We start from the raw sequence: 18339 nt of genomic DNA, 5'->3' as shown, positions 1-18339 counted from the left end.
GGAAGAATCGTCTTCCGGGAGACGATCAGCCTGCGCCGCCCGTTTCGGCGGGCGGCCAGCCCCCACTGAATCCGCATACAGGAGATATCATGAGTCAACTACGCCTGGGCGATACCGCCCCCGATTTCGAACAGGAATCCTCGGTCGGCCCGATCCGCTTCCATGAGTATCTGGGCAACAGCTGGGGCGTCCTGTTTTCGCATCCGGCCGACTTCACGCCGGTCTGCACCACCGAGCTGGGCTACACCGCCAAGCTGGCCGATGAATTCGCCAAGCGCAACGTCAAAGTGCTGGCCCTGTCGGTGGACGACACCGACTCGCACACGCGCTGGATCGAAGACATCAACGATACCCAGTCCACCACGGTCAACTTCCCGATCCTGTCGGACAAGGACCGCAAGGTATCCGAGCTCTACGACATGATCCACCCGAACGCCAACGCCACCCTGACCGTGCGTTCGGTGTTCATCATCGACCCCAACAAGAAGGTGCGCCTGATCATCACGTATCCGGCCAGCACCGGCCGCAACTTCAATGAGATCCTGCGTGTCATCGATTCGCTGCAGCTGACCGACAGCCACAGCGTGGCCACGCCGGTGAACTGGGAAAACGGCGACGACGTGATCATCGTGCCGTCGCTGCAGGACGAGGCCGTGATCAAGCAGAAATTCCCCAAGGGCTACAAGGCCGTGCGTCCCTACCTGCGCATCACGCCCCAGCCGGACAAGTAATTCCGGGTTTCATGCCCGGCGCGAACCGCCGCCTTCTCCTTGTGGAAGGCGGCGGTTTTTTCTATGCACGCCGCATGCGCGCAGACATATAGGACGCAATAAAGACGACGGTGCCAGCAAAACGAACTAGCGTTTCTTCGCAGAGATTCATCGAAGCGCTTTTCAATCAAGGGCATCCGTGCGCACCAATAATCCGAAGCGGACGCGCGTCCGGCACGAGGGTTGGCGCAAGGCGCTGTCGGCGGCACTGACGGCGCTGTGCGTTTCCTCCGCGGCCGCGCAGCAGGCCCCGGCCGAGGCCGGCATCGACGCCACCGGCATCCAGCGCCGCCAGCAACAGGAGCTGGATGTCCAGCGCGCCCGCGCGCAGCAGCGTCCCGACGTGCTCTCGGCGCCCGGAGAAGGGCGCGCGCAGCCGCTGGTATTGCCGCGCGAGACTCCCTGCTTCCTGTTGCGCCAGGTCGCCTGGGACGGCCCCGAGCCGCCGTCGCAACTGCGCCGGCTGGCCGCCGCCGTCATCGGCGCCTGCGTGGGCGGGCAGGGCCTGAAGGCGCTGCAAGAGCACCTGCATGCGCGCCTCGTCGAACAAGGCCTGGTCACGGCCCGGGTGCTGCTGCCCGAACAATCGCTGGCTGGCGGCACGCTGACCCTGCGCTACCTGCGCGGGCGCATCGCCGCGGTCCGCAGCGAGGGCGCCGTGGGCTGGTGGCGCACCGCCATGCCCACCGGACCCGGCGGGCCGTTCAACCAGCGCGACCTGGACCAGGCGCTGGAGAACATCCGGCGCCTGCAGGGCCAGGCCGACGCCGTCATCGACGTGGCGCCCGGCGCCGAGCCGGGCGATTCCGACGTCCTCATCAAACCGGGCAGCGGCAAGCGCTGGCACGCCTACCTGGGCGGCGACAACGCCGGCATGGAATCCACCGGCAAGAACCAGATCAACGCCGGCCTGACGCTGGATTCGCCGCTGTTCCTGTACGACCGCCTGTCCGTCTCATGGAACGGCAACGCAGGCCTGCGCCGCGACGACGCGCTGACGCGCGCGGCCTCCATCGACTACAGCGTGCCTTTCGGCTACTGGGCCTTCTCCATCGCGGCCAGCCGCTCGCGCTATCGCCAGACCGTGGCGGGTTTCGACGCACCCATCGTCTACGGCGGCAGCACCCAACGGCTGGACTTCGGCGTGTCGGTGGTGGCCTATCGCAGCAGCCGCTACAAGGGCACCGCGGCGCTGAAGCTGCTGCGCAAACGGGTCGGCAGCCGCGTCAACGACGTCGACATCGCGGTGCAACGCCGCGACGTCGCGGGCTACGAGTTCAGCTACGGACACCGCCAGTACCTGGGCCGCGCCGTGCTTGACGTGGGCGCCGGCGTGCGCGGCACGCTGCCCCGATTTTCCAGGCAGCCCGGCCAGGTCTACGGCGATCCCGCCTGGAACGGCCGCAGCGCCGTTCTCAGCGCCAGCGCCGGCCTGTATCTGCCCTTCGACGCGGCGGGCCGGCAGTGGGTCTACCAGCTCAACTGGCAGATCCAGCATGCCAGGACGGCGCTGGTCCCCGCCGACTATTTCACTATCGGCAACCGCTATGCCGTGCGCGGCTTCGACGGCGAGTCGATGCTGGCCGCCGAAGATGGCTGGAGCCTGCGCAATGACCTTTCGCTGCAGCCCGGCGGCGCCTGGCCGCAGCTGTACGCCGGCCTGGACGCCGGCCGCGTGGGCGGCCCGTCCGCCGCGTCCCTGTCCGGCCGCACCCTGGTAGGCGCCGTCGCCGGCCTGCGCGGACGCTTCGCCATGCCTTACCTGAAAGCCAGCTACGACCTGTCGGCGGGCTGGCCGCTGAAGAAGCCCGCAAACCTCAAGACGCGCCGCACCGTGCTGGCGGCCTCGCTGATGCTGGAGTTCTAGCACAGGGCGAGGCCGCGCCGGCCGTGGGGTTGCATCGATCATCGGGAGTCGCCGCAACATGTCCAAGCTCCGTCGCGCCATCGTCTGGCTGATCCTCTACACGCAGGTCTGGACGCCTGTGCTGGCGCAGGCCCTGCCCATCGCCGTGGACCGCGGCGCGCCGGGTCCGCGCCCCGTGATCGGCGTCAGCCGGGGCGTACCGGTGGTGCAGATCGCGCCGCCGTCCGCAGGCGGCGTATCGGACAACCGCTACACGCAGTTCAACGTCGGCGCCTCCGGCGCCGTGCTGAACAACAGCGGCGGCGCCAGCAGCACGCAATTGGCCGGGCAGATCGGCGGCAACCCCATGCTGGGCAACCGCCACGCGGCCACCATCCTGAACCAGGTCACCGCGCCCAATCCCTCGCAACTGCTGGGCACGCTGGAAGTCGCCGGCCGGCGCGCCAATGTCATCGTCGCCAACCCGGCCGGCATCACCTGCAAGGGCTGCGGCTTTCTGAACGCCGGGCGCGCCACGCTGGCCACTGGCAGGCCGACGGTCGGCCCGGACGGCGGCATCGGCCTGGACGTGGCGTCCGGCACGCTGCGCGTCGAAGGCGAGGGCCTGCTCGGGTCCAACCTGGAACAGCTCGACCTGATGGCGCGGTCGCTGGAGGTCCGCGCGGGCATCTGGGCCGGGCAGCTGAACGTCACGGCGGGCGCGGCGCGCGTGGACTACGGCACGGGCGCGGTCACGGCGCGTCCGGGCGAGGGTCCCGCGCCGGCCCTGGCGGTGGACACGGCGGCGCTGGGCGGCATGTACGCCAACAGCATCCGGCTGATCGGCACCGAGGCCGGCGTGGGCGTGAACGTGGGCGGCAATCTGGTGGCGCTCACGGGCCCGCTGGAACTGAACGCGGCCGGCGACGTAACGATCGCATCCGGCGGCACGCTGCAGTCCGCGCGCGAGCTGCGCGTGACGGCCGCGGGCGACCTGTCGGTCGAAGGCCGCGCGCAGGCCAAGGCGTCGGCGACGCTGCGTGCGGGCGGCAAGGCCTCGGTATTGGGCGAGGCCTGGAGCGATGCGGACCTGGACATCCAGGTCGCGGGCGACCTCCGTCTGGACGGCAGCGCGCTGGCCGACGGCGGCGCCTTGCGCCTGGCCAGCGGCGGCGACCTGTGGCTGGCCGAAGGCAGCCGGGTCTGGGGGCGCGGCGTCCAGGCCACCGCCGGCCGCGGCCTGAGCGCCGACGGCAGCATCGGCGCGGCCGGCAGGCTCGACCTGTCCGCGGGAGGCGACGCGCGCATCGGCGCGGCGGGCGCGCTCGACGCGATGGACACGGCCCGCCTGCGCGCCGATGGCGACGTGACCGTCGCCGGTCAGCTGCGCGCCAATGGTGGCGCCGACGTCAATGCGGGCGGCGCGCTGCGCGTGCAGGGCCTGATCGGCTCGGCGCAGGGAACGCTGAACCTCGCGGCCGGCCAGGACCTGAAGCTGGGCGAACGCAGCCACGTCTGGGCCGATGGCGCGCTCGTCGCGCGCGCCGGCAATGACATCGAAACAGGCGGCACGCTGGCCGCGGGCGCCGCGATGACGCTGGCGGCCGGCCGCGACCTGCGGCTGGGCGGCACCGTCGCCGCGCTCGGCAAGCGCGGCCCCGGCAAGCTGGCCGCCTCCAGCGGGCGGGATCTGCGCGTCAGGCAGGACGCGCAGGTGCAGGCCGCGGACACGATGGATCTTGCCGCCGGCCGCGACCTGGCCGTTGCCGGCACGGTGACCTCGATCAAGGCGCTGATGCTGGCCGCGGCGCGCAATGCGCGCGTGGACGGTACGGCGGCCAGCGATGCGGCCTTGATGCTGACGGCCCGCGGCATCACGGTCGGCGGCCAAGGGCGCATGCTGGCGGGCGAATCGCTAGGGCTGGATGCGGGCAAGGCGCTCGTCAACAACGGCCTGCTCGCTTCCAACGGCCGCGCTGTCCTGAACGCCGGCGCCACGCTGACCAATACCGGCACGGCGATGGCCGGCGGCGATCTCGACGCCCGTGCAGGGCAGGCACTGGACAACGCCGGCCGCCTGGTCGCCGGCGTGGACGCCAAGGGCAAGCTGAGCCGGCCGGGCAGCGTGACGCTATCGGCGCAGACCATCGCGCATGCCGGCGTCACGCTGGCCGGCAAGGACGTGAAGGTGGCTGCCAAGGCGCTGAAGCTGGCGGGCGAACTCAGCGCCACCGGCGACGCCAGCGTTGAAGTGGACGACGAACTGGACAACGCCGGCGGCCTGATCGAGGCCGGCGGCAAGCTGGCCGTGTCGGCGGCCAAGCTGATCAATCGCGCCGCACCGCCTGCCACCGACGCGCCGGCGCGCGGCCTGCAAGGCAAGGCGGTCGAGATACAGGCCGACGAGGTCGACAACCGGGGCGGCCTCATCCACGCCGCCCAGGACCTGAAGCTGCGGGTCCGCAAGCTCGACAACCGGGCCGACGGCGAACTGCTGGCCGGGCGCAACAACAGCCTCGACGTTTCCGGCGCGCTGACCAACGACGGCCTGATCGACGGCGCCGCAACGGACATCACGGCGCCAGAGCTCATCAACCGCGGCCGCATCTACGGCGACGCCGTGTCGATCGGCGCGAAGAGCCTGCTCAACGACGCCACGGCCGTCATCGCCTCGCGCACCGACCTGGACCTGGGCGTCACCGAGCTGACCAATCGCGAGCACGCGCTGATCTACGCGGCCAGGGACCTGCGCATCGGCGGCGCGCGCGACGCCAAGGGCCGCGCCACGGGCCAGGCGCAATCGCTGCTGAACGCCTCGGCCACCATCGAGGCGGCGCGCGACGCCGATATCTCGGCCGTGCAGCTGCGCAACCGCAACGACCGCTACGCCAGCGAGACGGTGACCGTGTCGTCTACGCCCAAGGTGTATTACTCGCCGGCCGGCACGACCGACATGTACGACGCGCAGGACCACTGGCTGTGCGACGACGTCACACCCATGTGCGGCAGAGACCCGGTCTGGCTCAACGACGATCCCGGACGCCAGTTCCTGCTGCCGTCCGAGCGGTATCCCGCCGACCGCTACGGCCCGCCCTTTTTCCACGAGGAGGGGATGAAGGACAAGTCACGTCGGAACGTGCCGATCTGGCTGTCCCAAATCACGGGCGACGAAGGTTGCCCCGATGAAGACGAGGCGAGTTGCTGGCCGCGCCCCAAACAGTACCGTTATGCCAGGGACGACCGCATCTGGGGCATATTCGGGGTGACGCCGCCCGACCCGCTGCCCAAATGGTACGAACCCGGGTACGAGGCCGCCTACATCGAATACAAGACCCGGCACCTGGAGCTGGACAAGCACATCTGGGCCTTCAACCGCGACTACGCCCGGCGGCTGGTTCCTCACTTCACCTACTACCGGGTCACCGAGACCGTCACCGAAACGCGCACCACCTCGTCCGATCCGGCCCGGATACTGGCCGGCGGCGCGATGCGGCTGAACGGCGAGGTCATCAACGATAAAAGCCGGATCGCCGCCGACGGCGATCTGGCGGTGGAAGGACCGGCGGTCCGCAACATCGGCGCCAGCGGCCAGCGAGTCATCACCCGCGAGGGCACCGCCACCTATACCCAGGCGCGCCGGAGCCACCGCCGGGAAACCACGGTCCCCTATGTCGCCACCCTGGCCAGCGATTCCGCGGAGGTGCCGGTGGGCACGGTCGGCGGCCACGCCCAGGTCGATCTGCGCGGCCGTGCGCCCGCGCCGGTCGAGGTGGTCGGCGTGGGCCTGCCCGGCGGCAGCGAGGTGCGCAGCGTCTCGGGCTCGGCCGGCATCCCCGACAGCCAGCTGTTCACCGTGGACGGCCGCCCCGACGCGCCTTACCTCGTGGCCACCGACAAGCGATTCGCGGGCCGGGACCCGGCCGTGTCCAGCGACTATCTGCTGGAGCTGCTGCGCGGGGCCGGCGCAGCGGGGCCGGACGCGCGCTTCCTCACGCCCTCGGGCCAGCCGCGGCGCCTGGGCGACGGCCTGCATGAACAGCAGGCCGTGTCCGACCAGATCCTGGCCACCACCGGCCAGCGCTTCCTGGAGAACTACGGCAGCCAGGACGCGCAGTACAAGGCCCTGCTTGCCGCCGGCGCCCGGTTCGGGCGCGAACACGGACTCAAGCTCGGCGTCGCGCTGACCGAGGCGCAGCAGCGCCAGTTGACGACCGACCTGGTCTGGCTGGTCGAACAGACCGTGACACTGCCCGACGGCACCACCCGCACGGTGCTGGCGCCAAAGGTCTACCTGCTGGTGCGCGAGGGCGACCTCAAGGGCGACGGCACGCTCATGGCGGGCCGTACGGTCCGTATCGCCGCGGACGGCGAGGTCGCCAACAGCGGCACGCTCGCCGCGCGCGAGGCCACCGTCATCGGCGCCGGCCGCATCGTCAACCAGGCCGGCGGCACGATACAGGGCCGCCGCGTCGACCTCGACGCGCGCACGGACCTGAGCAACGTGGCCGCGCGCATCCTGGCCGGCACGGCGACGCTTCGCGCCGGGCGCGACCTCGCCCTGACTTCGACGGCAGAATCCGAGCAGCACGGCAACATCTGGGGCACGCATGTCAGCGGCGTGGCGCGGGTGGACGCCGACCGCCTGGCCATGCAGGCCGGGCGCGACCTGAGCCTGACCGCCGCGCAGGTGCGCGTGCAGGACGACGCGCGCCTGGAGGCCGGGCGCGACATCCGGTTCGACACGCTCACCGAGCGCCACGGCGAACGCATCGTCGCCGACAGGCGCAACCGCCACGACCTCGACACCCGCAAGGAGGTCGGCACGACACTGGCTGCCGGCGGCAACCTGACGGCGGTCGCCGGTCGCGACATCGACGCCCGCGCCGCCGACGTCACCGCCGGCAAGCATCTGGGCGTGGGCGCGCAGCGCGACATCAACCTGCGCGCGGGCGAACAGGCGGGCTCCGCGCGCGACGAAAGCTACTACAAGACCAGCGGCTTCTTCTCGTCCAAGACCACGCACACCATCCAGTCGACCGACTGGACCCGCGCCCAGGGCACGACCTTCACGGGCGAAACCGCCTCGCTGCTGGCCGGCCGCGACCTGAAGCTCGCCGGCGCCAACGCCGGTGCGCAGCAGGACCTGCTCCTGTTCGGCGGGCGCGACGTCGACATCGCCGCGGCTCGCAACACCCAGGACGACTACGACTACAGGATGGTCAAGAAGTCCGGCTTCGGCGCGCTGGGCGGCCTGAGCATCGGCACGCGCAGGCAGACCGACGCCATCGACAGCAAGACGGCCTTGTCGGCCGCCAGCACCGTGGGCAGCGTCGAAGGCGACACCCGGATCGCCGCCGGCGACCGGCTCGACATCGTCGCCAGCAAGGTGCTGGCGCCCCAGGGCAGCGTCAGCCTGAGCGGCAAACAGGTAAATATCGGCGCCGCGCTGGACACGTCCCGCGAACGCGAGGTCCATGAGATCAAGCAGTCGGGCCTGTCCATCACGGCCAGCAACCCCGTGATCGGCGCGGTGCAGACCGGCCGGCGCATGACGGAGGCCGCCGGCAAGGTCGACAACCCGGTGATGCAGGGCCTGGCCGGCGCCACCACGGGCCTGGCCGCCGTCAATGCCTACGACGCCCTGCAACAGGCGCGCGGCGCGCCCGACGCCAGCGCGCTGCAGCAGGCCGGCGGCGTGAGCATCCAGCTAAGCCTGGGCACGAGCCAAAGCCGCAGCACCACCGACCGCACCACGACCCGCGCGGCCGGCTCGCGCATCGAGGCCGACCGGGACGTGCGCGTCATCGCGCAAGGCGCGGGCCGTGACGCCGACATCACGGTCACCGGCTCGACCCTGTCGGCCGGCGGCAACGCCATGCTCCAGGCCGAAGGCGACGTCCTGCTGCAGGCCGCGAGCAACACCGTCGAACAGAAGACCGACAGCCGCAGCAGCAGCGCCAGCATCGGCCTGGGGCTGGGCCTGGGCGCCGTCAACAGCGGCGTCACGCTGGAGCTGGGCGCTTCCGCGAGCCGGGGCCGCGCCAATGGACGCGACCAGCGCGCCACCCCCAGCCGCGTCACCGCCGGCGACACGCTGGCGCTGCAGTCCGGCGGCGACACCACGCTGCACGGCGCATCCGGCGCCGCGCAACGCATCGTCGTCTCGGCCGGCGACGAGCTGCTGCTGCAAAGCCCGCAGGACAGCAGCCAGTACCAGGCGCAGAACCGGAGCGCGGGCATCGGCGCCTCGATCTGCCTGACCGGAACCTGCGTCAGCAGCATCAGCGCCAACGCCGGCGCGGGCCGGATGCAAAGCGACTTCCAGGCCGTCTCCGAGCAGACGGGGCTGCGGGCCGGCGACGGCGGCTTCCAGATCGTGGTCAAGCGCGGCGCCACGCTGATCGGCAGCGTCATCGCCAGCGGCGACCAGGCCGTGGCCGACGCGCTGAACCAGCTGAACACCGGCACGCTGGTCGCGCAGGACCTGGAGAACCGAGCCGACTACAACGCCAGCCAGGTCGCGCTAGGAGGAGGCGTCGCCCTGGGCGACGGCAAGGCCGGCATCAATGCGCCGGTGGCGCTGGGCGCCCAAGGCAGCGCCAGCTCGACCACGCAAAGCGCGATCGGCGCCGGCCGCATCGTCATCCGCGACGCGGCCGCGCAGCAGGAGCTGACCGGCATGACGCCGTCGCAGACGATCGCGTCGCTGAACCGCGACACGGCCGGCGCGCACAACGCGCTGCAGCCGATCTTCGACAAGGAAAAGATCGAGGCGGGTTTCGAGATCGCCTCGGAAGCCAGCCGGCAGGTGGGGCAGTTGCTGGCGAATCGGGCGCAGGAGGCCGATGCGCTCAAGAAGGCGATCGATGTCGAAACGAATGCCGAACGCAAGAGGCAGTTGGAACTTCAGTACGACGCGGCCGCCAAGTGGGGGCCAGGAGGCGCCTATCGGCAAGGATTGACGGCCGTGACTATGGCGGCAGGGGGAAATGTCACCGGACCCGCAGGCGAGTTTGTGCAGGCGGCGGCGGTGAACTACCTGCAAGGTTTGGGCGCAGCCAAGATCAAGGAACTCTCCCCATTGCTGGGCGGCGAGGGTTCGCCCGGCCAGATCGCGTTGCACGCGCTCTTGGGGTGCGCCGGCACTGCGGCGAAAAGCAACGGGTGCGCGCAAGGCGTTGCAGGCGCATCGGCTGGCATCGTCCTCAACCAACTCATCGATCAGGCGTTCGGGAAACCTGCGGCGAAGCTGGACTCCGCTGAGCGCGAGGCGCGGATCAATGCAGTGACTAGCATTGTCGCCGGCTTGACGGCAACGCTGGACCCGAAAGCCGTAGCCTCGGTCAATGAGGCGGCGCGGTTGGAACTGGAAAACAACACGCTGAAAGACCCCGCCGCAGTGCACACGGAGCGGTTCAAAGAAAAGCTCGACCGGCTAGCGGGTTGTGTGAGTGAGGACAGTTGCCAGGACGCAATACGTTTCCTGAGCGCATCCATCGATGTCATCGACAACAAGAATGTCCCCGCCTGCAATGGCGACAAGACTTGCCTGCAAGACAGGGCGCTTGAACGCCGGCGGTATCTGGAAGCGTATCAAGAAGCGGCCACCCGGCTAAGCGACCGAACCATCGCAGGCATGCAGTACCTGGAGTCGCTGGAAGAGTCCAGGCAATACCGCCCGCATGAGTTGAAAGCAGCTCTTGAACGGCTGCAGCAGAATCAGTCGGATCCGAGCCGGGCTGTCGACCGGTATGTGATTGAAACCTTGGTCAAAGCGCCGGCCGTCTTTGCGGCGGTCAAGGGCGTAAGCCCGATAGACAGTGACGGAGGTGGTGCGGGAGGGATACCCAAAGGCAGTGCTCCCAAGGGGAAGCAGGGGCAAGAAGCGAGCGGCAAGGTGATCCCTCCTAAAATGGATCGCCCGTTCCGGCCGGTCAATCCTGATTTTCCTCCTAATGAAGCAGTTGTTAATGCAATGCAGCGGCCAGAAATAAGAAAGATGGCGGAAAACTGCCACAACGTAGATTGCTCTGAATTGGCGGGGGAGTTGCTGAAAAGATCTGGAGGAGTTGGAAAAATAATCGAAGTGAGACCCAAGATAAAATACGGATTGAATGTTCTTGAAAATGGATATATCGAGAGAAATCTCGGCTATCATCAGATTTATACTGACGGACGATATGTCTATGATCCTCGGCTGTCCCTCGAGCCTGTGCCTAAGGGTGATTGGGAAGCGTATATGAAGAAACTAAACCCGGGAGGGTTTATCATTTCCGACGAATTGCGGGGGTTGAAATGAAAATTCCAATTCCAAAAGATGAATGCCGTCAGCTTGTGGATTTTATAGAATCGCTGGGTCCAACTGAATGGCGAAAATCGACGGCGAGTGAGTATGTTATTCGGTCAGCCGTGGGGTGGGAGATTGGAAGTCAAATTGAATGCCCTCCGGAAATATTGTTTCGGTTCGAACAGGATAAGCCAGAAGTCATATCCCTGCTCCGGGGGGCTATTTTAAGTTATAGAGGAATGGTAAGTTGGGTTCTGCAGGACTTCGACCGTGGGTCCGGGAGGCGTTCGAACTGGGTAATAATGCCCCGTCGCCTTTTGGAGGTTGAGCAGAAGGCGCAGGATCTAGAGATTTCTCCAAGAAAGTACATGACGAGGTATGAACCAGAGTTTGGAGCTATTGCATATCGGGATATGGCTGGATTGACTGAACATGTGCTCAATTTTTTCGAGCACCTAGACTCCAAGAAACCAGAAAGTTGAACAGGCCGGAGAAGAAAACTTTATGGTCAATGAGAAATTTCGAGCATAGCCGCCGATAAATCAAATCAACGGGTGGTTGTTGCCGAAGGTTTTTGGCTTACGAGCATTTCTGCAGAGGACGTGCAGGGACTTTCCGACGGAGCCATATCCTGGGCTCAATCCCAGGACCTAGGCGCTGGATTGTCGGCCTATAGAAATTTGCCGACTGACGCTAAAGGTGAAATGCCCCTTCGTCATCTCGCTGCCTTGGCGATCGCCGGTGATGTCGAACGCCTGAACAGCTACAAGAACAGTTTTGAAAAGGGCGACAGACTCGGATTCGTGCCCTACATCACTGTAGACATGATCGATCGAGCGATCCTGATCGCTCAAAAAAAAACGTGAAATCATCGAAGAATAGCCAGGATTCAATCTGATTCCTGCGTGAGACTGTGGCAGTCAAGCGGATAAGCTAAAAAGGCAGTGCGAGACGGACGGCTTAGCGGATGCAAAGGCAGGTTGCCAACGCTCATGATCGGTCCGCACATCACTCAGAAATTCCCGCAAGCAAACGACGGTAATTCGATCCCAAGCAGAGAGCTCGTTCAGAAATTCGGTCTTATTCCCGACGATTCGCCGAGAGGGTAGGGCTATTCTGAAGGCATTCATATCGATGCCTAACCATTCTTGAATCAATTCTTGAAATGAACGGGACCATTCAAAAGCTGTGGGCGGAGGTCAAGGCGAATAGGGATTTCATTTTCGTGCAGACCCTATCGGGACATGTCATTGCGCTTCCCGATCCCAAGGGAAGGAGTTTCTTTCTGTCGCGCGTATCCCCCGATAATGAATTGGGAGCGAGCCTGCTGCAGGCCCTGGCTGCAAGCCGAATGATCGACCCGGAGGACGAGCCAGGGTTTTTCGATGTCAAAGGCCGTGCCACGGAAAAATACAACGAGTGGGTGGCCGCGACGATGGCAAGGTTTTCCTATAAAAGAAAGTCGGATCTCTTTGATCGGATGAAATTCTGCTTCGTGGACGTCGTGGAGGGCGTCCTGACCATATATCCCAGCCACCGCGACAGAAGGGGAGCGTGGACCAGCAAGGGGATAACGAAGGAACACCACGTCACGCTTGCCTATAACAGTTATCCCGATGCGGTCGGCGCAGCGCTTCGTCTGGCCCTGGAACGTTGCAAGGGAAAGGTGTAGCCGGCGTGGCGGGTGCGTCGCCGGCCAGTCCGTCTCGCCGGCCCATCCTATATGCCTCAAAGCGATGAGCAACCAAATAATGATTCGTTCCGTTCAGATCGGCTAGCCCGCAAACTTGCTTCCACGTTGCTAGACACAGGGAGCAGGGATGTCTTTCAGGAAAGCCGGTTGGCTGGCCGCCGTGGCCGCCGTTACGTTGTCGTTCGCCGCCATCGCGCCCGTCCAGGCGCAGCAGAAGCAGACGCTGCTCAATGTCTCGTATGACCCGACCCGCGAGCTGTATCGCGCCATCGATACCGCGTTCGCCGATCAGTACAAGGAACAGGCCGGCGTCGAGCTGACCATACGCCAGTCGCACGGCGGCTCGGGCCGCCAGGCGCGCTCGGTCATCGACGGGCTGGAGGCCGACGTGGTGACGCTGGCCCTGGCCTATGACATCGACGCCATCGCGGACCGCGGGCTGCTGCCCGCCGACTGGCAGGCGCGCCTGCCGCAGAACAGTTCCCCCTATACCTCGACCATCGTTTTCCTGGTGCGCAAGGGCAATCCCAAGCAGATCAAGGACTGGGACGACCTGGTCAAGGACGGGGTGCAGGTGATTACGCCCAATCCCAAGACCTCGGGCGGGGCGCGCTGGAATTATCTGGCGGCCTGGGCCTATGCGCTGGATAAGAACGGCGGCAGCGAGGAGCGCGCCCGGGCTTTCGTCGGCGATCTGCTGCGGCACGTGCCGGTGCTCGATACCGGCGCGCGCGGCGCCACCACCACCTTTGTGGAGCGCGGCGTGGGCGACGTGCTGCTGGCGTGGGAGAACGAGGCTTTTCTGGCGCTCGAGGAGCTGGGGCCGGACAAGTTCGACATCGTGGTGCCGTCCCTGTCGATCCTGGCCGAGCCGCCGGTCGCCGTGGTCGACAAGGTGGTGGACAGGAAGGGCACGCGCAAGGCGGCCCAGGCCTATCTGGAGTTCCTCTATACGCCGGCGGCCCAGGAAATCATCGCGAAGAATTACTACCGGCCCATCGATCCGGCCGTGGCGGCGAAATACGCGGACAAGTTTCCCAAGGTCAAGCTCGTGAACATCGACGACAAGATCTTCGGCGGCTGGCGCAAGGCGCAGAAGGACCACTTCAGCGACGGCGGCACGTTCGACCAGATTTACCTGCCGCAGAAGAAATAGGCGCATCGACCGGACCATGGCCATGACTTCTGCCGCCACTCATACGGCCAGCGCTGCGCCGGCCTTGTTCGCCGCGCGCCGGCGCAGCCCGGGCGTGCTGCCCGGCTTCGGCATCTCGATGGGCTATGCCGTGCTGTACCTCAGCGTGCTGGTGCTCATCCCGCTGGCGGCGCTGCCCATCCGCAGCGCGGCGCTGGGCTGGCAGGGGTTCTGGGACACGGTGGCCGCGCCGCGGGTGGTGGCCTCGTACCAGCTGACGTTCGGGGCTTCGCTGGTCGCGGCGCTGGTGAACCTGGTGTTCGGCACCATCGTGGCCTGGGTGCTGGTGCGCTACCGTTTTCCGGGCAAGAAGATCCTGGACGCGCTGGTGGACCTGCCGTTCGCGCTGCCCACGGCGGTGGCCGGTATCGCGCTGACCGCGCTGTATTCCGAGAAGGGCTGGCTGGGCGCGCCGCTGGCCGAATGGTTCGGCTGGAAAGTGGCGTTCACGCCGCTGGGCATCGTGGTGGCGCTGATTTTCATCGGCGTGCCGTTCGTGGTGCGCACGGTGCAGCCGGTGCTGGAGGACGTGGAGCGCGAGATCGAGGAAGCCGCCGCCAGCCTGGGCGCGAGCCGTTGGCAGACCATCCGCCGGGTGTTGTTTCCGATCCTGCTGCCCGCCCTGATGACGGGTTTCGCGCTGGCCTTCGCGCGCGCCATCGGGGAGTACGGATCGGTGGTGTTCATCGCCGGCAACATGCCCATGGTGTCGGAGATCACGCCGCTGCTCATCATCGCCAAGCTGGAGGAGTTCGACTACGCAGGCGCGGCCGCCATCGCGACCGTGATGCTGCTGCTGTCGTTCGCGCTGCTGCTGGTGATCAACCTGCTGCAAGGCTGGCAGTCGCGCCGCAATCTGGGGAGGCTGGCATGAGCGCATCGGACCGTCCCGCCCACCTGACCGAGCCGCGCTGGGCGCGCGGCCTGCTGCTGACCGTCGCGCTGGCGTTCCTGGCGCTGTTCCTGATCGTGCCCTTGGCGGCGGTGTTCGCCGAGGCCTTCAAGAAGGGCTGGGAGCTGTACCTGGCCGCCATCGTCGAGCCGGACGCGCTGGCCGCGATCCGCCTGACGCTGCTGGTGGCGGCGATCGCGCTGCCGCTGAACCTGGTGTTCGGGGTCGCGGCGGCGTGGGCGGTCACCAAGTTCCAGTTCCGGGGCAAGCAGTTCCTGATCACCCTGATCGATCTGCCGTTTTCGGTGTCGCCGGTGGTGGCCGGCCTGGTGTTCGTGCTGCTGTTCGGCTCGCAGGGCTGGTTCGGCGGCTGGCTGCAGGCGCATGACATCAAGATCGTCTACGCCGTGCCCGGCATCGTCCTGGCCTCGCTGTTCGTGACCTTTCCGTTCGTCGCGCGCGAGCTGATACCGCTGATGCAGGCGCAGGGCAGCGAGGAAGAACAGGCCGCGCTGACGCTGGGCGCCAGCGGCTGGCAGATCTTCTGGCGCGTGACGCTGCCGAACATCAAATGGGGCCTGCTGTATGGCGCCATCCTGTGCAACGCGCGCGCCATGGGCGAGTTCGGCGCGGTCTCGGTGGTGTCCGGGCAGATCCGGGGGCTGACCAACACCATGACCCTGCACGTCGAGATTCTGTACAACGAATACCAGTACGCGGCGGCGTTCGCGGTGGCCTCGCTGCTGGCCTTGCTGGCGCTGGTGACGCTGGTGGCCAAGAACCTGGTCGAGTGGCGCAATGCGCGCCTGCTGCAGCCCGCCGGCCAGCCGGCCGAGCATCCCGGCCAGACGGCCCCCATCCAGCCGGCCGCCGCCTGAGACTGGCGGCCCACACGGAGACCAGAATGAGTATCGAAGTCCGCAACCTGTCCAAGCGCTTCGGCGAATTCCGCGCCTTGAACGACGTATCGCTGCACATCGAGACGGGCGAGCTGGTGGCGCTGCTGGGGCCTTCGGGCTGCGGCAAGACGACGCTGCTGCGCATCATCGCGGGGCTGGAGTCGGCCGACGCCGGCAGCGTGCTGTTCGCGGGCGAGGACGCCACGGCGGTGGACGTGCGCCGCCGCCAAGTCGGTTTCGTGTTCCAGCACTACGCGCTCTTCAAGCACATGACGGTGTTCGAGAACGTGGCTTTCGGGCTGCGCGTCAAGCACCGGTCGCAGCGTCCGCCCGAGGACCAGATCCGGCGCAAGGTGCACGACCTGCTGGGCCTGGTGCAGCTGGACTGGCTGGCCGACCGCTATCCGGCGCAGCTGTCCGGCGGCCAGCGCCAGCGCATCGCGCTGGCCCGCGCGCTGGCCGTGGAGCCCAGGGTGCTGCTGCTGGACGAACCTTTCGGCGCGCTGGACGCCAAGGTGCGCAAGGAACTGCGGCGCTGGCTGCGGCGGCTGCACGACGAGCTGCACGTGGCCAGCGTGTTCGTGACCCATGACCAGGAAGAAGCGCTGGAGGTGTCCGACCGCGTGGTGCTGATGAACGCCGGCCGCATCGAACAGGTGGGCACGCCGCGCGAGGTCTGGGAAGCGCCGGCCACGCCGTTCGTGTATGGCTTTCTGGGAGACGTGAATTCGCTGCAGGGCGTGGCCACGCGCGGGGTCTGGAGCGGCGCTGGCCTGTCGCTGCCCGCGCCCGAACTGGCCCAGGCCGAGAGCCAGCGCGCCACCGCCTACGTGCGGCCGCACGAATTCGACATCGAACGCTACCGCGCCGGCGCCGAGGGCATCGCGGTGCGCCTGTCGCACGCCTATCTGGCCGGGCCCAGCGCCTACCTGGAACTGGCGCGCGAGGACTCGGCGGCGCTGATCGAGGCCGAGGTGCCCGAGTCGCGATACCGCGAGCTGGGCCTGCGCGACGGCGAAATCCTTCTGGCGCGTCCGCGGCGGGCGCGCATTTTTGCGGTGCCGGCATGACGACTGAATTTTTTCCCCAACTGGAAGACGGGCTGGCCGCGCGCTGGCGCGAACTGAACCTGACCCTGGCCGACATCCGGCGCCGCTACCCCGATGCGGCGCTGGCCTCGTCGCTGGCCGCCGAGGACATGGTGCTGACGCACGCGCTGTACGCCGCCGGCTCGGACCTGGAAGTCTTTACGCTGGACACGGGCCGGCTGCATGCCGAAACGCTGGGCGTGCTGGACGCGGTGCGCGAGCGCTACGGACGCGAGGTGACCGTGTACCGTCCCGACGCCGAGGCCGTGGCGCGGCACGTGGCCGAGCACGGCGCCTATGCGTTCTACGAGAGTGTGGAACTGCGCAAAGCCTGTTGCGGCATTCGCAAGGTCGAACCGCTCAAGCGCGCGCTGGCCGGACGCGGCGCCTGGATCACGGGGCAGCGGCGCGCGCAGTCCACCACCCGCGGCGAACTGCCGCTGGAAGAGCGCGACGAGACCTTCGGCCTCTACAAGTTCAACCCGCTGGCCGAGTGGAGCGAGGAGGAGGTCTGGTCCCTCATCCGCGCTTTCGGCATTCCCTATAACCCGCTGCACGACCAGGGCTACCCGTCCATCGGCTGCGAGCCCTGTACGCGCGCCGTGCGGCCGGGCGAGGACCTGCGCGCCGGACGCTGGTGGTGGGAGTCATCGGACTCCAAGGAATGCGGCCTGCATGCGGGCAACCGGGTCATCTCCGTCGTGGCGCGCGCCGAATGACGCCGCCCCTGAATTCGAAATCTGTTTTAGTGGAGTAGTCATGTCTGCCGTCATCCAACGCAGCCACCTGGATTGGCTGGAATCGGAAGCGATATTCATCCTGCGCGAGGTCGCCGCGGAAAGCGAAAAGCCGGTGCTGCTGTTTTCGGGCGGCAAGGATTCCGTGGTGCTGCTGCGCCTGGCGGAAAAGGCCTTCAGGCCCGGCCGCTTTCCGTTTCCCCTGATGCATATCGACACCGGGCACAACTTCGACGAGGTGATCGCTTTCCGCGACGCGCGCGCGGCCGAGCTGGGCGAGACCCTGATCGTGCGCAGCGTGGAGGACTCGATCGCGCGCGGCAGCGTGGTGCTGCGCCGCGAGACCGATTCGCGCAACGCGGCGCAGGCCGTGACGCTGCTGGAGGCGATCGAGGAATTCGGCTTCGACGCCTGCATCGGCGGGGCGCGGCGCGACGAGGAGAAGGCGCGCGCCAAGGAACGCATTTTTTCGTTCCGTGACGAATTCGGCCAATGGGACCCCAAGGCCCAGCGTCCCGAGCTGTGGAACCTGTTCAACACCCGCGTGCACCGCGGCGAGAACATGCGCGTGTTCCCGATCTCGAACTGGACCGAGCTGGACGTCTGGCAGTACATCCAGCGCGAACGGCTGGCGCTGCCTTCCATCTATTACAGCCACGAGCGCGAAGTGGTGCGCCGCAAGGGCCTCTTGGTGCCGGTCACGCGGCTGACGCCGCCGCAGGAAGGCGAGCAGGTCGAGCGCCTGCCGGTGCGCTTTCGCACCGTGGGCGATATCTCCTGCACCTGCCCGGTGGCTTCCGAGGCAGCCGATCCGCTGGCCATCATCGCCGAGACCGCGGTGACCGACATCACCGAGCGCGGCGCCACCCGCATGGACGACCAGACTTCCGAGGCCTCGATGGAGCGCCGCAAGAAGGAAGGCTATTTCTGAT

Annotated in this window: 11 protein-coding genes; all 11 read left to right on the top strand. The window is 67.2% G+C overall.

From position 1 onward, the window contains the following. Positions 1-89: 89 nt before the first annotated feature. The 11 genes from AC1IQ6_RS20480 (at position 90) to cysD (ending at position 18338) form a co-directional block, all read left to right on the top strand. Positions 90-731 carry a peroxiredoxin gene (locus tag AC1IQ6_RS20480; RefSeq protein ID WP_102774868.1) on the top strand — a complete coding sequence of 214 codons (642 nt, stop codon included), beginning with the start codon at positions 90-92 and terminating at the stop codon, positions 729-731. Between the two features lie 178 nt (positions 732-909). Then, positions 910-2637, top strand: a complete 1728-nt coding sequence (locus tag AC1IQ6_RS20475) for a ShlB/FhaC/HecB family hemolysin secretion/activation protein (RefSeq protein WP_485865229.1) — start codon at positions 910-912, stop codon at positions 2635-2637. A 58-nt stretch (positions 2638-2695) separates the two neighbouring features. After that, positions 2696-10915: a two-partner secretion domain-containing protein gene (locus tag AC1IQ6_RS20470; protein WP_485865228.1), complete on the top strand. Its 8220-nt coding sequence runs from the start codon at positions 2696-2698 to the stop codon at positions 10913-10915. 590 nt (positions 10916-11505) lie between these two features. Next, positions 11506-11769 (top strand): DUF6990 domain-containing protein, encoded by a 264-nt coding sequence (locus tag AC1IQ6_RS20465; protein ID WP_210405823.1) that lies wholly within the window; start codon positions 11506-11508, stop codon positions 11767-11769. A 299-nt stretch (positions 11770-12068) separates the two neighbouring features. Then, entirely contained in the window at positions 12069-12575 is a 507-nt protein-coding gene (locus AC1IQ6_RS20460; RefSeq protein ID WP_209166664.1) for a contact-dependent growth inhibition system immunity protein, read from the top strand. A 148-nt stretch (positions 12576-12723) separates the two neighbouring features. Further along, complete coding sequence (locus tag AC1IQ6_RS20455; RefSeq protein ID WP_485865226.1) at positions 12724-13752, top strand: sulfate ABC transporter substrate-binding protein; 1029 nt, start codon at positions 12724-12726, stop codon at positions 13750-13752. A gap of 22 nt (positions 13753-13774) precedes the next feature. Then, positions 13775-14665: a sulfate ABC transporter permease subunit CysT gene (gene cysT, locus AC1IQ6_RS20450; RefSeq protein ID WP_102774956.1), complete on the top strand. Its 891-nt coding sequence runs from the start codon at positions 13775-13777 to the stop codon at positions 14663-14665. Then, the gene (cysW, locus tag AC1IQ6_RS20445; RefSeq protein ID WP_102774862.1) at positions 14662-15561 is read left to right on the top strand and encodes a sulfate ABC transporter permease subunit CysW; all 900 of its coding nucleotides are present in this window, start codon (positions 14662-14664) and stop codon (positions 15559-15561) included. Before cysT ends, cysW begins: the two co-directional genes overlap by 4 nt. Before the next feature lie 26 nt (positions 15562-15587). Further along, complete coding sequence (locus AC1IQ6_RS20440; protein ID WP_102774861.1) at positions 15588-16652, top strand: sulfate/molybdate ABC transporter ATP-binding protein; 1065 nt, start codon at positions 15588-15590, stop codon at positions 16650-16652. Continuing rightward, positions 16649-17389 (top strand): phosphoadenylyl-sulfate reductase, encoded by a 741-nt coding sequence (locus AC1IQ6_RS20435; protein WP_102774860.1) that lies wholly within the window; start codon positions 16649-16651, stop codon positions 17387-17389. Before AC1IQ6_RS20440 ends, AC1IQ6_RS20435 begins: the two co-directional genes overlap by 4 nt. 40 nt (positions 17390-17429) lie before the next feature. Further along, complete coding sequence (gene cysD, locus AC1IQ6_RS20430) at positions 17430-18338, top strand: sulfate adenylyltransferase subunit CysD (protein WP_102774859.1); 909 nt, start codon at positions 17430-17432, stop codon at positions 18336-18338. Position 18339 lies beyond the last annotated feature (1 nt).

This window comes from Achromobacter sp. MUI-25009338, assembly GCF_057359325.1.
The sequence above is the reverse complement of the archived record's forward strand: the minus strand, read 5'-3'. Positions and strand labels throughout refer to the sequence as shown.